The sequence below is a fragment of the Yinghuangia sp. YIM S10712 genome, from assembly GCF_051388935.1.
GTDB lineage: Bacteria > Actinomycetota > Actinomycetes > Streptomycetales > Streptomycetaceae > Yinghuangia.
Window position 1 is genome coordinate 103259 of record NZ_JBPKBI010000015.1, and the last position, 14771, is coordinate 118029.

11 protein-coding genes and 1 pseudogene are annotated in these 14771 nt (G+C 71.1%); 8 read left to right on the plus strand and 4 right to left on the minus strand.

Annotated elements, in window-relative coordinates; all coding sequences use genetic code 11:
* The 6 genes from ACRX5W_RS25495 to ACRX5W_RS25520 all read left to right on the plus strand — a co-directional run.
* A partial coding sequence (locus ACRX5W_RS25495) for an FtsX-like permease family protein (protein WP_436790634.1) occupies nucleotides 1-2013 on the plus strand: 2013 nt, incomplete at its 5' end.
* Nucleotides 2014-2195: 182 nt separating this feature from the next.
* Entirely contained in the window at nucleotides 2196-4718 is a 2523-nt protein-coding gene (locus ACRX5W_RS25500; RefSeq protein WP_436790635.1) for a hypothetical protein, read from the plus strand.
* A gap of 338 nt (nucleotides 4719-5056) precedes the next feature.
* The gene (locus ACRX5W_RS25505) at nucleotides 5057-5959 is read left to right on the plus strand and encodes an LLM class F420-dependent oxidoreductase (RefSeq protein ID WP_436790687.1); all 903 of its coding nucleotides are present in this window, start codon (nucleotides 5057-5059) and stop codon (nucleotides 5957-5959) included.
* A gap of 114 nt (nucleotides 5960-6073) precedes the next feature.
* Nucleotides 6074-6964 carry an SDR family NAD(P)-dependent oxidoreductase gene (locus ACRX5W_RS25510; RefSeq protein WP_436790636.1) on the plus strand — a complete coding sequence of 297 codons (891 nt, stop codon included), beginning with the start codon at nucleotides 6074-6076 and terminating at the stop codon, nucleotides 6962-6964.
* 89 nt (nucleotides 6965-7053) lie between these two features.
* The gene (locus ACRX5W_RS25515; RefSeq protein WP_436790637.1) at nucleotides 7054-7977 is read left to right on the plus strand and encodes an ABC transporter ATP-binding protein; all 924 of its coding nucleotides are present in this window, start codon (nucleotides 7054-7056) and stop codon (nucleotides 7975-7977) included.
* Nucleotides 7974-8708: a hypothetical protein gene (locus tag ACRX5W_RS25520; protein WP_436790638.1), complete on the plus strand. Its 735-nt coding sequence runs from the start codon at nucleotides 7974-7976 to the stop codon at nucleotides 8706-8708. Before ACRX5W_RS25515 ends, ACRX5W_RS25520 begins: the two co-directional genes overlap by 4 nt.
* Nucleotides 8709-8767: 59 nt before the next feature.
* Here ACRX5W_RS25520 and ACRX5W_RS25525 read toward each other — a convergent pair whose 3' ends face one another.
* The 4 genes and pseudogenes from ACRX5W_RS25525 to ACRX5W_RS25540 all read right to left on the minus strand — a co-directional run bounded on the left by ACRX5W_RS25525 (nucleotide 8768) and on the right by ACRX5W_RS25540 (nucleotide 12784).
* Nucleotides 8768-9427 carry a response regulator gene (locus ACRX5W_RS25525; protein ID WP_436790639.1) on the minus strand — a complete coding sequence of 220 codons (660 nt, stop codon included), beginning with the start codon at nucleotides 9425-9427 and terminating at the stop codon, nucleotides 8768-8770.
* A gap of 148 nt (nucleotides 9428-9575) precedes the next feature.
* Nucleotides 9576-10754 carry a sensor histidine kinase gene (locus ACRX5W_RS25530; RefSeq protein WP_436790640.1) on the minus strand — a complete coding sequence of 393 codons (1179 nt, stop codon included), beginning with the start codon at nucleotides 10752-10754 and terminating at the stop codon, nucleotides 9576-9578.
* A gap of 208 nt (nucleotides 10755-10962) precedes the next feature.
* Nucleotides 10963-11501: pseudogene (locus tag ACRX5W_RS25535) on the minus strand (GNAT family N-acetyltransferase).
* Nucleotides 11498-12784, minus strand: coding sequence for an XRE family transcriptional regulator (locus tag ACRX5W_RS25540; RefSeq protein ID WP_436790641.1), 1287 nt, complete (start codon nucleotides 12782-12784; stop codon nucleotides 11498-11500). Before ACRX5W_RS25540 ends, ACRX5W_RS25535 begins: the two are co-directional and overlap by 4 nt.
* Nucleotides 12785-13022: 238 nt before the next feature.
* On the opposite strand from ACRX5W_RS25540, the gene ACRX5W_RS25545 reads away from it, so the two are divergent.
* Together ACRX5W_RS25545 and ACRX5W_RS25550 are read left to right on the plus strand one after the other, a co-directional pair.
* Complete coding sequence (locus ACRX5W_RS25545; RefSeq protein ID WP_436790642.1) at nucleotides 13023-13469, plus strand: ATP-binding protein; 447 nt, start codon at nucleotides 13023-13025, stop codon at nucleotides 13467-13469.
* Between the two features lie 187 nt (nucleotides 13470-13656).
* Complete coding sequence (locus ACRX5W_RS25550; RefSeq protein ID WP_436790643.1) at nucleotides 13657-14727, plus strand: methyltransferase domain-containing protein; 1071 nt, start codon at nucleotides 13657-13659, stop codon at nucleotides 14725-14727.
* The last annotated feature ends 44 nt before the right edge of the window (nucleotides 14728-14771 follow it).

Below are 14771 nucleotides of genomic sequence, written 5' to 3' on the forward strand. Positions count from 1 at the left end.
CTCCCCCTCGAATCGGGGCGGTGGGTGCGCGCACCCGGCGAGGTGGTGACGGCCGGGAAGGGGCCCCTGTGGAGTGCCGGCGTCGGCGACCGAATCCGTTTCGGGGACGTGGAATTGACCGTCGTCGGCGTGGCGTCGTCGATCACCGACACCGCTGCGGCGTGGACGGTGCCCGAACAGGTCGCCGCGCTGCAACCGGCCGGCACCGCACCGACGTTCCAGGTCCTCTACCGGTTCGCCGACGCGGTCGACGACGCGGCGGTGGCCGACGGTGTCGCCTCGGCTCGCGCGGGGCTGCCGGACGGCGCGGTGCTCGGTTCGACGTCGTATCTCCGGGCGCGGCACGAAGCCGCAGGCGTCGCCTCCCTCGTCGTGCCGTTCGTGACCGCGTTCAGCGTGCTCGGCGTCGTCATGTCGGTGCTGATCGTCGGCAACGTCGTCAGCGGCGCGGTGGTCGCCGGATACCGCGGCATCGGAGTGCTCAAGACGCTCGGGTTCACGCCGGCGCAGGTGAGTGCCGCGTATGTCGGCCAGGTTCTGCTGCCCGCGCTCATCGGCGCCGCGGCCGGCACCGTCGTCGGGCACCTGCTGTCGATCCCGCTGCTCGCGGACACCGCGGACTCGTACGCGGTGCCCGAAGTCGCCGCGATCCCCTGGTGGGTGGACGCGGCGGTGCCTCTCGGCCTGGCCGTGGTGGTCTGTGTCGCCGCGCTGGTCCCGGCACTGCGTGCCGCGCGGATTCCGGCCGTCCAGGCGATCGCCGTCGGCCGGGCGCCGCGCAGCGGACGGGGTTTCCGGGCCCACCGATTCCTCGCCCGCACCCGGCTGCCGCGCGCGGTGGGCCTCGGCCTCGCAAGCTCGTTCGCGCGGCCGGGCCGCACCGCGATGACGCTGGCCGCGCTGGTGCTGGGGACGACGGCGGTGACCTTCGCGTACGGCCTGCGGGGGACCTTGGACCGTGCCGAGGAAGGACTGTCGCGGAGCGGATCCGCGCAGGTCACCGTGGATCTCGCGATGCCGCAGGGGCCACCGGACCAGGCCGGGCCGCCGCCCCTGCCGCCCGTCCCGTCCGCCCGGCCGGGGGAGGGACGTCCGTCGGCTGACCCGGCGGCTGTGGCGATGGCGCTGCGGGCCGACGCGGGCACCGCGCGGTTCACGTCGGTCACGCATCTGCCGGTCAACGTGCCAGGTCGGACGAAACCGGTCGAGGTGACGGCGTACGACACCGACTCGTCGTGGCTCGGCTACCCGGTGGTCGAGGGCCGCTGGTTCTCCGGGATCGGCGAAGTCGTCGTGCCGACCGTGTTCCTGCGGTCCTCGGCGCTTGAGGTCGGCGACGAGATCACGCTCGAATCGGACGGACGGCGCACCGCGGTGCGCATCGTCGGGGAGGTGTTCGACAACGAGGAAGACACCGTCTACGTCGACCGGGCCACCCTGGCCTCGCTGCGCCCCGATCTGCCGGTCGAGCAGTACGAGGTCCAGCTCACGGAGGGGACCGGCATCGCCGCGTACGCGGCGCGGATCTCGGAGAGCACGGCGTTCGCGGCCGGGTTCGGCTCCGTGCTGTCGCGTGACGACAGCCACAGCACGATCGCCATCCTGCTCGGCCTGATCGGGCTTCTGACCCTCCTGCTCGGGGTCGTCGCCGCGCTGGGGGTGCTCAACACCGTCGCGTTGGACACCCGCGAGCGGGCGCAGACGATCGGCGTCCTGAAATCCCTCGGTATGACGCCGCGTCAGACGCTGGCCATGGTGGTCACCTCGGTGGCCGGCGTGGGTCTCGTCGGCGGCGCGGTCGGCATCCCGTTGGGCGTGGCACTGCACCACGCCGTCGCCCCGGTCATGGCGGGGGCCGCTGACCTGCGGCTGCCGGATGCGATGGTCGAGGTGTACAGCACGCCGGCGTACGCGGCCCTCGCGGCGTCCGGCGCGGTCCTGGCCGTGCTCGGTGCGATGCTTCCGGCGACATGGGCGGCCCGCATGCGCGCGGCGGCGTGGCGGACGGAGTGAACCGCGGCGCAACGGCGTCGTGACGCAGGACGCCGGGAGGACGCCGGGAGGAGGAGAGCTGCGACAAGGCTCTCCTCCTCCCGGCGTTCCGGCTCGCCGCCACGGCTTCGTGTATGTCCGCCTTGCGTCACCCCGGCCGTCGCGTTCGCGCGGGTGGCGGACCCCACACCTAAGGTTGCGTGATGGATTCCGCACCCGGATTCGCCTACTGGTTCGCCGACCCCGCGCAGTTTCCCGCGCTGTACGACCGGCTGCGCACCGAGACGATCGAAGCGCTGCGGCGCGGCAGTCTGCCCGCGACCGAGGACGTCGTGCGCTTTCTGTGCGCCCGCGACGACCGGGACCTCGACCTGGCCTTGGCCGAATCGGCACTGCCGGCACGCGCCGACGCGCTCGGTCGGCGCGTGATCGACAGGCTCGCCCGGAGCGCGGATCCCGAAGTCGCCGCAGGGCTGTACCGGACCGTCGCCACGCAGGGACGGCGTCCCGTCGTCGCGGGAGCCACACCGCGTGACACCGCGCTCGCCGCGATCTTCGGCGCGGTCACCTCCCCGGGCGATCCCGGATGGCGGAATCCGGACGGCCTCGTGCCGCTGCTTCTGGACCGGCTGCCGAACGAACAAGGCACCACCGCAGGCGACTTCGTGCCGCTGCTGGCCGCACCCTTCGCGGAACTGGTCAGTCTGGCCTTCGAACGCCTGGCACCGCACCTCGTGTTCGCCGACTGGGTTCGCGCCTGCCGGGCCGCGGTGCGTGACGGCGGCGCTGCGTGGCTGCGCAAGACCGCGGACACCGTCGCGGAAATCCCGGCGGAGCGCGAGGACTTCCGCACCGAACTGGCCGGGCTGCTGCGCGGGGCGGCGTCGGTGCCGGATCCGGAGGCGGTGCTCACCGAAGCCCTGGGAGACCGCGAACAGACCACGCCGGCAAGCCTGTTCCTGACCCTGCGCAGCGCGTCGCACGACGCGGCGACGGCGCCCGTCGACTGGACCGGTGTCACGGCCGCCCACCGACTCCGGGCGCTTCCCGACGAATTCCTCATCGAATACGCCAATCGGGACGACTGCCCGTGGGATTTGCTCGCCGACCTTCACCACCGGCGCCCCGGCGTCCTTCCGCAGCGCTGTCGGCTGCCGTGGGAGGCCTTGGAGATACGCAGCAAACCGGACCGGTACGCCGCCGCGAACCGCTCGTCCGTCATCCGGCGCGGCCTGGAAAACGGCTGGTTCCCTGTCCGGCGGCTGCTGGGCGAGACCGGGACCGCACTGGAAGTCCTTGAAGCGATCGGCGTGGAAGCCGAATGGACCGGCGAAATACGTGAGGCGCTGGCCGAGTTGGTCGCTCCGCTGGGCACCGATGCGGCGGCGTGGATCCGGGTATACGCCCAGTTGCCGCGGTTCCGGGGACCGTGTGAGGCCCTCGTCCAGGGAGCGGTCGCGTACGCCCGCCGGCATCCGGAGCCGAAGTGGCCGCGCCGGACCGAAGCGGAGATTCCCGCCCGGCTCCCGCAGGGAGCGCGCGCGGCGCTGGCGGTGCTGTTGTCGGCGGCTCCGGAGGGTGCCGTCGCCGCGTTGGCTCCGCATCTCGATCCGCGAGCCGTGCAGGACGTGCTGCGGCACTCCCGAGTGAGGCCGTCCGACCGCGACGCGGTTGTCGCTGCACACGGTCCGCAGGCGGCCGTGTGGTGGGCGGCGGCCCGTCCCGCACCCGACGACCTGGGCTTTCTGCTCGGCCTGGACGATCCCGACGTCAACGCGATGCTGTTCCGGTACGCCACGATCTCCGACGACGAGCGCCGCCGCATCCTGGCGGGTCGGCCGTACGCGACCGCCGGTGCCGACACCGGCCGCACCGGCGACGTGCCGGTCGCGGACGACCTCATGCTGCATTTCGCGAAACACGAGATCGGTGTCGTGCGCCCATGGTTGCTCCTGTGCGTCGACTCGGGTGACCCCCGCCTGCTGCGCATCCTGTTGGGCCGGGCCAAGGTCTACACCGAGGCCGCCCGGTTGCGGCTGCTCGTCCGGCTCTGGGAGCGCCACGGGCCCAGAGCGGTCGAGGACCTGCTCACCGAGCCGGCGTTCCCGACAAGGCGCACGGACAAGCATCCGCTTCCGCCCGAGACCCACCGCGTCGCGTGCGACGCCCTCGCCTCGCCCGACGGCCTCCGGCTCCTGCGCGAAGCGGCTGACCGAGAGGCGTCACCGGACGCGGTCGCGGCCTATCTGATCGGCAGGGGCGGTGCGGTGGTAGGCGAGCGGGCGGACCGTGTCGTGGAGGAGATCGGGGCGATCCCTTGGGACGCCGTACTGCGCCGCCACGCGGCCAAGCCGATCAACGGCGAAGCGCTGGAGTGCCTGGCGGTGCGCTCCGACTGCCCCCGGGAGCTTCTGCCGGTGGTCGTCGAGGAGTTCTCCGTCGCCGACCTGGGGTGGGCGCTCGAAAGCGTGCTGCGGCAACGTCTGACCGCCGAGGAGATCCTGCGTGACGCGGTCCCTGCCGCCGCGGCGGCAGGGCTGCTGGCCGACAGCGGATACGGCGGGGGCCCAGATTTCGGCGCGCGTCTCGCCGAGGCGGGCGCGGAACTGCGGCGCATCCTCGGCGACTCCCCCGACGCGTGGGCCGTCGCCGTCCACCTCCTGCCGGACTTCTCCGGCACGCTGACCGAACTCGCCGCGACGGCGGCTGCCGCAGTCGGGCCCTGAACGCCACCGACGTGCCTGGTCGCAACGCCCGGCGGCGCGGGAAACCCGGTGCACGGGTGGCTGTCGTCACTCTTCAATCCGCCGAATACATGCGGTATCGCTGTATCGGATCTTCGTTCCAGTGGTGTGCGGGTGTCCCCGGCGCTGCCGGGCAGCGCAGGAGAATTGGGTTTTCAGAAATGAGAGGGTGCCTCTTGTATCCCGCTCGGCGCTGAGTAGGCTGCGAACATGGGTCGTTCTCCAGACGTGGCCGGGCACCCGCGCCGAAAGTGGGACGAGTCGTCGGTCAAGCGCTGCTCCGCAGGTGAGCGCGCTGGGGAGGACGCAACACAGTGACGATGCAATTCATCTTCCACTACCCGGAGACGGCCGGGTACGAAGGCGACGTTCTCGACGCGGGCGCCCCCGACGAGGTGGCGGTCACGCTGGAGCGCAGCGGCTTCGACGGCCTGTCGTTCAGCGAGCACCCGGTGCCCGGCGCGAAGTGGCTGGCCTCCGGAGGGCACCAGACGGTCGACCCGTTCGTCACGCTCGGCTACGCCGCGGCCGTGACCGAGCGGCTGCGGCTGCTCACCTACCTGTCCGTCGCGCCCTACCGGAACCCGTTCATCCTCGCCAAGGCCGCGGCGACGCTGGACAAGCTGTCGGGCGGCCGCATGATCCTCGGGCTCGGCACCGGCTACCAGAAGAGCGAGTTCTTCGCCCTCGGCGTCGACATGGAGGAGCGCAACGCGCTGTTCGACGAGGTCTTGGACGTCCTGCCGCTGCACTGGAGCGGTGAGCCGTTCAGCTACCAGGGCCTGCACTTCAGCGCGCGCGACGTCATCGCCCGCCCGCGCCCGGTGCAGAACCCCATCCCGATCTGGATCGGCGGCAACTCCAAGCTGAGCCGCCGCCGCGTCGCCCAGCGGGCGCAGGGCTGGATGCCGATGTCCGGCGGCGCGCAGCTCAGCAACACCGCGCGCACGCCCACGCTGGGCGACCAGTCCGAAATCGGCGGCCACATCGCCGAGTTGCGTGAGGCGGCCGCCGCCGCGGGACGCACCGAGCGGATCGACGTCCTGTACTCCTACCAGGACAGCGGAATCCTCCAGCCGACCGTCGACCCCGACCGCCACCGCGAGGCCTTCGCGGAGCTGGAGAAGGCCGGCGTCACGTGGATCGTGGTGTCGAGCCGTACGCGCGAGCGCGCGGCCACGCTGGAGTGGATCGAGGCCTTCGGAGCCACCTACCTGACGTGACGGGCAGGCGGTACGGCGACACTCGGTCGGTGTGCCGCCCCATCCGTGACGACGACACATGACGACGACCACGCGGCCCCAGGGGCCGCGTGCGGCGCGACGGAGGCAGCGGCAGTGGGTTGGTTCGAGGAACGCGGCGGGCTGGACGGCACCGTCGCCGTGATCACCGGTGGGGCGGGCGGCCTCGGGGAGGCCGTCGCGTACGACCTGGCCGCCAACGGCGTGCGCGTCGCGGTGATCGACATCGACCCGGAGGCGGTCGACCGGGTGCGCGCGGAACTCGCCGAACGCGGCCGCGACGCGATCGTGCGACAGGGCGACGCCCGCGACCCCGACGCGCTGGAGGCGCTGTTCACCGAGGTCGACGCCGCGTGGAGCCGCCTCGACACGCTGGTCAACTGCGTCGGCGGGACCTTCCGGGCGCCGTTCACCGACACCCGGGCCAAGGGCTGGGACGCGCTGATCCGCACCAACCTGACCCACGTGCTGCACGCCTGCTCCCTCGCGATCCCGCGCATGCGGGCCGGCGGGAGGGGCGGCAGCATCGTCAACCTGACGACCGTCGAGGCACACCGCGCGGCCCCAGGTTTCGCCGTCTACTCGGCCGCCAAGGCGGCCGTGGCGCACTTCGCCCGGACCCTCGCCATCGAGCTCGCCCCGGAAGGCATCCGCGTCAACAACGTGGCCCCGGACTACGCCCCGACCCCCAATCTCAAGAAACTCTCGACCGGGGACAGCGCGATGGACACGCCGGAAGGTGTGCGCGTGGCCATTCCGCTGGGACGGGCCGGCAAGGTCACCGACATCTCGAACTCCGTGGTCTTCCTCGCGTCCGGGCTGTCGGCGTACATCACCGGCACGACCCTCCACCCCGACGGCGGCACCTTCGCCTCGGCCGGCTGGTTCAACTGGCCGGAGTCGGGCTGGGCCAACCACGTGCCGCTCGACGTGCTGGAGCACATCGCTCCGCGCAACGGCGCCGCGACGGACAACGGGCAGGCCTGACCGCCCCCGGGCGGGCTCTGTCCAAAGTCGGAGATCCAGCCTGACCTTCGGCCGATGGCGTCCGCCGCGCGCGTTCGTAGCGTCGAGGCATGATCACTCTCGAATGCCTCACCAAACGCTACGGGGCCACCACCGCGGTCGACGGCCTCGACCTGGTGGTCCGCCCCGGCCGCGTGACCGGGTTCCTGGGGCCCAACGGCGCCGGGAAATCCACCACCATGCGCATGGTGCTCGGGCTCGACCACCCGACGTCCGGCCGTGCGCTGGTCGGCGGCCGGGCGTACTGCGAACTGCGGCACCCGCTGCGTGAGGTCGGCGCGCTGCTGGACGCGAAGGCCCTGCACCCCGGGCGGTCGGCCCGCAACCATCTGCGCGCGCTGGCACGCACGCACGACATCCCGGTCAGGCGCGTCGACGAAGTCCTCGGGAAAGTCGGCCTCACCGACGTCGCACGGCGGCGGGCCGGGACGTTCTCCCTCGGCATGGGCCAACGGCTCGGCATCGCCGCCGCGTTGCTCGGCGACCCCGCGATCCTGATCTTCGACGAGCCGGTCAACGGCCTCGACCCGGACGGCGTCCTGTGGGTGCGAGGCTTCATCCGGTCCCTGGCCGCGGAAGGCCGGACGGTCTTCGTTTCCAGCCACCTGATGAGCGAAATGCAGCTCACCGCCGACCACTTGGTCGTCATCGGACGCGGGCGCCTGATCGCCGACGCGCCGCTCACCGAGGTCCTGGCCGGCGCCCCGGCGGCAGCCGTGCTGGTACGCGGTCCTGAACTCGCGCCTCTCGCCGATGAGTTGACGCGGCTGGGCGCGGCGGTACGGCCGACCGACGCCGCGGTCCCCGGAGGCGATCCCGGACTTTCCGTCTCCGGCCTCGGCATCGAGGACGTCGGGCGCACCGCCCACCGCCTCGGCGTCCTGTTGTACGAACTCAGCCCGGCACCGGCGTCCTTGGAGCAGGCGTACATGGAACTCACTGCCGACGCTGTGCAGTTCGGAGGTGCCGCATGACCGCGCTGCGTGGCACCCTCGCCTCCGAGTGGATCAAGCTGTGGACCGTCCGGTCGACTTGGTGGTCACTCGGAGCCGCCGTCGTCCTGATGGGCGCCTGCACCGCAATCATGGGCGCCGACTTCGCGAGCGACGTCGAGAACGGCCAGACGAACGACGGCACGACCATGCGCATCGGCGAACCCGCCGCGAACGCCGCCCTGCTCGCGCAGTTCGGCCTGATCGCCGTCGCGATGCTCACGGTGACCGGCGAGTTCGCCACCGGCGCGATGCGCGGCACCCTGGCCGCGGATCCACGCCGCGGACGCGTGCTGTTCGCCAAGACGGCGGCGGTGACCGCAGTCGTCCTCCCTCTCGCGCTGGTCCTCGCCATGGCCGGGGTCGCGATCGGCGATGCCTCGCTCGGCACGTACGGCGAGCAGCGGGCGGTGGCCGCCGATATCGCCTGCGTCACGGCGTACTTCTGGCTCGCGGCCGTGTTCACCCTCGGCCTCGGTGCGCTGCTGCGCAGCTCGGTGGCCACCCTGAGCACGGTGATCGCGGTGCTGCTGGCGATGCCGATGATGTTCTCGACCGGCTGGTCGGATGTCCTGCCCGGCCGCGCGGGGCTCAGCCTGCTCGGCTGGCCGGATCCGCCGTACAGCCGCCCGGTCGCGTTCGCGGTGCTCGCGGCGTGGGCGCTGGCGGCGCAACTCGCGGGCTGGGCGGCGCTGCGCCGCCGCGACGTCTGAACCGTGCCCGGGCCCGGGAATCCCGCGCGCGCCGCAGGATTTCCGGGCCTTGTACCGCCTCACCCCACGATGCCCGCCTCGTACGCGAGGATCGCGGCCTGCACGCGGTTGCGGACCGCCAGCCGCGTCAGAATCGCGGAGACGTGGGTCTTCACGGTTCCCTCCACCAGGTTCAGGCGCCGCGCGATGTCGGCGTTCGAGATGCCTTCGCCGATCAGCGCCAGCACCTCCCGCTCGCGCGGCGTCAGCACCGCGACCCGCTCGGCAGCCCGGGACGTGCGGACCGTGCGGCCCATCGTGTCGATGACGCGCCGGGCGATGCGGGGCGAGAGATACGCGGCCCCTTCGGCGGCGGCCCGGATCCCGGTGGTCAGTTCACGCGGGTCACCCGACTTGAGCAGAAAACCGGTCGCGCCGCCGTCGATCGCCTTCGCGATGTACTCGTCCTCGCCGAACGTCGTCAGGATCACGACCGCGACTGCGGGCAGCAGCCGCCGGATCTCGGCACCGGCCGCGAGGCCGTCCACGCGCGGCATTCGGATGTCCAGCAGCGCGACATCGGGCCGGTGGCGCCGCGCGAGCTCGACCGCCTCGGCACCGTCACCGGCTTCGGCGACGACCTCGATGCCGGGGTCGCCCGCGAGGATCGCGCGCACACCGGCACGGATGAGGGGTTCGTCGTCGGCCAGCAGGACACGGACAGGGGCGGACGGAGTCACGGGATGCGGGTCCTCTCCGGCAGCACTCCAGGGCACGACGTCGATCACCGGACCGGACGCGGCCTCGGGCACGCTGCCGGGCTGTCGCCGGGGTCGTCGCCACGTGCGGCGTCGTGCGCGATGAGAAGCGCGGGGTCGGCGGGCTGCGTCATGAAGCGAGTTTCTCTCCCGGCGAGAGCGGGGCGGCAGCCGGGTGCGGGAAGTGGGCAGTCACTGTGAAGCCGCCCCCGCGCGGCCCGGCGGCGAACGTTCCGCCGGCCAGGCGCACCCGTTCCCGCAGGCTGATCAGACCGCTGCGACTGCCCGGGGCAATGGCGTTTGCGCGTCCGGCGGGGCCCGGGACGGCATCTGCGGACGGCGGTCCGTTCGTCACGCTGACATTGGTCGACCGACCTGTGTGCGCCACCGAGACGGTGACCCGCGCGCCCGGGGCGTGTTTCGCGGCATTGGTCAGGGCCTCGCGGACCACCCGATGCACCGCCAGGGCCACCGCGCCCGATACCGGCTCGGACGCGCCGGTCTCCGTCAGCTCCACCGTCAGCCCGGACGCCCGCGACCGCGCCACGAGCACATCGAGCGGTTCGTGCACCGGATCGGTCGGCGCGCGGTCCGTGTCACTGCGCAGGACGCCGATGATCTCGTGCAGCCGGTCGCTGGCCTCGGCCGCACCCACCCGCAGTTCGGCGGCCTTCGTACGCTGCGTCTCCCCCAGGCCGGGATCGACCTCCAACGCCGCCGCGCGCAACGCGAGCAGGCTCAGATCGTGCCCGAGCGAATCGTGCATGTCCTGCGCGATCCGAGCGCGCTCTCGCGAGCGAGCCTGCTCCCCGAGCATTTCCCGCTCACGCTCCAGATGCCGGGCACGGTCCCAGCCCGCAGCGGCGAGTTCACGACGCTGCCGCCAGTTGCGCCCAAGCAGCCAAGGGACCACCGCGGAGGCGACCAACTCGGCCACCAGCGCGCTGACCGGGCGCAAGTCCGTGCCGACCCCGGCGACGAACACCGCCGGGACGGTCAGGGCCGGCGCCCCCGCGAGCTGCCGCATGCTGCCGGTCCGCAGCCCGCACAGGAACGCCACGAGGGCGACCAAGGCGTAATAACGGCCATCGCGCTGCGCCAGCCCGACGCCGATCGCCGCTGCGACGGCCGGAAAACGGACGGACACCGCACCCGCCACCGCGACCACGCCCAAGTGCGCGCCGAGTTTCCCGGTGAAAAACGGCTCCGGCCGATTCACCGAAAGCGCCGCCAGCGTCGTCGTCACCCACAGCAGACATTCGGTGAGCAGCGGTTTCCCCCGCAACCTCCGACGCAGCCGAGCGAACATTCCGCGGACGCTACCCGACGAGATTGTCGCTCGCCTCTGTCGAAAGATGGAGGGCCTCCGCCTGACGTTCGGTCGCAAGACGGAGGACAGGGCGCATTGACACCCGCTTGCACGTCCCGCCCCTTCTCGACGCGTCGCGCCCCCGCCGCTCGGCCCGCGCCCGTGGCCTTGACGCGTATCGCGCCTGAAGGCTCAGTCGGGGCACCGGTCAGCGGACGGCGCGGATCATCACGGTGAGCACGGGCGAGTCTGGTGACGGCCGGCTCTGCCCGATGTCCTCGTATCCCCACGACCTGTAGAGCGCATGGACCTTTCCGTCCCCGGCGGCCGGGTTGACCATGAGCGTGACGAACGGCTTGTCGCGGGTGGCGAGGAGGGCGTCATGGATACAGCGGGCGGTGCCGGTCTTCCGCCACCCCAGCCGGACGCCGCCCTCCTTCAGGGCCACGGCTGGACGCTCGGTGTACTTCGCCCTCAGCGGCGGGCTGGTGCGCTGCCAGTACCGGTCGCCGTGCTCAATGGTGTTGCCGTAGGCGTAACCGACCGGATGTCCGTCTGCGTAGGCGAGGACGGCCACGAACCCCGGCTCCTCGCCGTGCCGGTCCGGGCGCTCGCCGAACGTGGTGACCGCGTAGTTCGGCAGGCGGAGCAGCCGGGCGCACGCGTCGGCGTACACGTCGAAGAGATCGCTGTGGACGGCGTCAAGGGCTTGGACGTGCGCAGGTCGATGGCGGGCGCCGTGGTTATGCGGTGGTCCTCCACGTGGCGATGTGCTCAGTCCAGGTCTCGACGATGGTGCTGCCATGAGCGGCGACGCGCAGTGCTGCGCCGAACCCTTGCAACGATCGTGTCACCCGCGCGTGCTGAGTAGCAGCGTCGGCGGGGACCCTCATCGCGGTGGCCACGGCGGCGTCGACGGCGCCCTGCGCAAGCTGGGCGTGTGCGAGCCGAGCGGTGTTGATGGCACGGTCACGCTGCATCTGTGGGCGGAGCAGGGTCAGACTCCGATGAGCATGCGTTTCGGCTTGTGCGAAGTTTCCGAGACGAAGGTGCGCAGACAAAGCGAGTGTTTCGAGCTCTGCTCCATCGCTGGCCGCGGTCATCCACACCGGACGAGCCAGATCCCTGTCGGCGCGATCGAGTGCGTCTTCGGCGCAACCGAGGGTGCGTTGTACGGCAGCGGTGTCGCCGGCAAGGCCGAGGGTGGCGGCTTGGCGGGCATGTCCTAGGCAGGCGAACAGCGGATCACGGCGCGTGATGTGCAGGTCGCGGGCGACATCGTTCGCGGCGAGGGCGTCCGCAGGTCGGCCGAGGTGCCGGTACATCGTGCCCGCGTGGCTCCAGACCCGGAACTTGATCGCCTGGTTGCCGGACATCTCGGCAAGGGCCTGGGCCTCCCGCATGTGCGTCTTGGCGGCGTCGTAGCGGCGCCCGTCGATGGCGGCCCACATCGCCGAAGAGCGGAAGGCTGCTGCGGCGGCGTAGAGGCTGCTACGTACACGCTCGGTGGCGCTGCCCACATTCTGGAGGCTCAACGCCTCGTCGGCGAACGCTGCGGCGCGCTGCTCGATGCCGGGTTGTCCGCCGTAGCGGTGGTCGGTGACGACGATTTCGGCAAAGCGCTTTTGGAGACGGTCGACGTCGCTCATACCGATCCGGCGAGGTGATGCGGTGCCGGGAGCGACTGCCGCTGCGGCGGCTGTCGCGGCGATGCCGCCGACGAGGGTACGGCGCTTCATGTCGGGGTCCTCAAGGTGCGGTGGAACCGGGGCGGACCGGGGCTGGCCTCGCGGCACGAACCCTAAAGCGACGGCAGGCAGGCCGGTGACGTTCTCAAGTGCCTTGCGGGTAGCCGATTTGGGCCACGTGACGCGGCCTGCTTTCCAGGACCGGACCGATGAGCCGTCGAAGCCGCCGGTCCGCCCGGTCAGTTGCTCCAAAGCCTTGTTCAGAGCGTTGGCAAGGCTGTTGGAGCTGTAGCCGTGCTCGGCCATCCACACCTCAAGCACGGTGTTGCGCTTGGTGTCCATCCAGGCACGGTAGCTCTCACGACCTTCACCTTCCAGGTAAAAGGAAGGTCAAATCGCCCTGGGTCTTTGTCGCGGATAAGCGCCTGATTGCCCTAATCACCTTGTCAAAAAAGGGAGTTGTCTTGGCGCTGGCCGCCCGCACGCCCCCGGTGCGCACGGCTGTTGACGGCCCGGTCCGCACCTGAAGTCCCCCCGAGGGTTCGGTCGGGCACCGAGACGACACGAAGGCTCTACCTCAATGACGAGTCCCAGTACGCCAGTTGAGTCTGCTTCCGTCGGCCACCCTGCCTACAGCCAGACTTATTCGTGCGAGCCGTCCACGGCCGAGATCGGCCGAAACCTCGTCCGGGACGTTCTCCGCGTATGGCGCCTTGATGTCCTTGCCGATCGTGCTGAGCTGATCGTCACAGAGCTGATCGCGAATGCTGTCAGGCACGCCCCGTGCGACGAGATCCGCCTGATCGTCGGGCGGCCGAGCCCGACACGCGTCCGTATCGGGCTCGTGGACCAAGAACCGTCGCGCCATCCGGTTGTCAGGCGGGCGAGTGGCGATGACGAGTCGGGCCGTGGCCTGCTCCTCATCGACGCGGTCTCCGACCGTTGGGGCTACGACCTGCACGGCTCGGGCAGGCGTCCACGGGCCAAAGAGGTCTGGGCCGAACTGCGCGTTCAGGACGACGAGTGACCGCCGCGGTGCGCAGCCGGGGGCGCACGGTGACACACAACCACGAAGGAGGAAACATGACCGGGAAACGTAGGAAGCCCGTCAAGTGCGCACTGTGTGACGGCAAGGGCTACAAAGACGTCAGCCAGGACGGGAGAGTCGAGCGAAAGTCGTGTGGGCGATGCAACGGCACGGGGACGGTCGGTTGATGGGGGATTCGGTCAACGCACCAGCGCTGCTCGGGAGAAGCCGTGCCCCCTTCCTTCCCGACGTCGTGTGGCGGGCCACCGGCAGCGGTCACGTCCGCCTCGATCGACGTGAGAACCCACGAGCCTGGCAGGAGGCAGCAGATGCCGACTGTGTCCTCGTCACCCAGTGGGATGACGGGGCAAGCGAGGACACGGGCGGGGTGCCGACGTGTTCCGCATCTCTGCCGTCGCTGGTCAAACTCATGCTCGACGCCACCGATGTGCGGCAAGGGCAGCGCGTTCTCGAAATCGGCACCGGTACAGGAGTCACTGCCGCACTCTTGCGTGACCGTGTCGGCGTGAACGGGCGAGTTGTGACCGTGGAAGTCGACCCCGGCCTGGCGGCATCCGCGCAGGCACGACTTGAAGCAGCCGGGATCGACGTCACCGCCGTGTGCGGCGACGGACTTGACGGGTGGGAGAAGGGCGCTCCCTACGATCGCATCCACGTCACGTGTGGCATACGTCGTATCCCTACCGCCTGGCTGCGGCAATGCCCAGCCGGGGTTGTCATGCTGCCGTGGGGGACAGCCCTCAGCGGGGAACGCGACAGAGTCGTCGCCCTCCGCGTGACCGACGGCGTGGGCATCGGGCGGATCGGCGCCGAAGTCTCGTTCATGAAAGCGCGTTCACAACGCCTGGAATCGTGGGGTGACTGGCCCGACACCGGGGACACGGTCGCTGCCGATCTTCCTGTGCGGTGGGACGAGATCGAGGCTCCCTTGGAGCCGTTCGGCGGGTTCGCCATGGGCTTGCTGCTGCCGGGAGTCACGTACCGGCTCAGCGGTGGCGGCGACGAGGAACGCGTGCTGTGGCTGGAACGCGAAGGCGCGTACGCGTCCATCGGATTCGGCGAGGGATACAAGACCACCGTCGAAGGCGACATGACTCTGGCACACGACTATGCCGAAGCGGCCCGCTGGTGGCACGACCACGGGCGACCGCATCCGGAGCGCTTCGGGCTGACCGTCAGCGAGAAGGCGCAGCGCGCATGGCTCGACAGCCCGGACGGCGAGTCCTGGGCGCTGTAGGCCACGGAGACCGCCTCGCCTGTCCCGTCCTCGCCCGTGCGCGG

Coding starts and splice junctions, on each gene's coding strand:
- ACRX5W_RS25500 (WP_436790635.1), top strand. CDS start 2,196: ATGGATTCCGCACCCGGATTCGCCTACTGGTTCGCCGACCCCGCGCAG.
- ACRX5W_RS25505 (WP_436790687.1), top strand. CDS start 5,057: ATGCAATTCATCTTCCACTACCCGGAGACGGCCGGGTACGAAGGCGAC.
- ACRX5W_RS25515 (WP_436790637.1), top strand. CDS start 7,054: ATGATCACTCTCGAATGCCTCACCAAACGCTACGGGGCCACCACCGCG.
- ACRX5W_RS25520 (WP_436790638.1), top strand. CDS start 7,974: ATGACCGCGCTGCGTGGCACCCTCGCCTCCGAGTGGATCAAGCTGTGG.
- ACRX5W_RS25530 (WP_436790640.1), bottom strand. CDS start 10,754: ATGTTCGCTCGGCTGCGTCGGAGGTTGCGGGGGAAACCGCTGCTCACC.
- ACRX5W_RS25540 (WP_436790641.1), bottom strand. CDS start 12,784: ATGGACACCAAGCGCAACACCGTGCTTGAGGTGTGGATGGCCGAGCAC.
- ACRX5W_RS25545 (WP_436790642.1), top strand. CDS start 13,023: ATGACGAGTCCCAGTACGCCAGTTGAGTCTGCTTCCGTCGGCCACCCT.
- ACRX5W_RS25550 (WP_436790643.1), top strand. CDS start 13,657: ATGGGGGATTCGGTCAACGCACCAGCGCTGCTCGGGAGAAGCCGTGCC.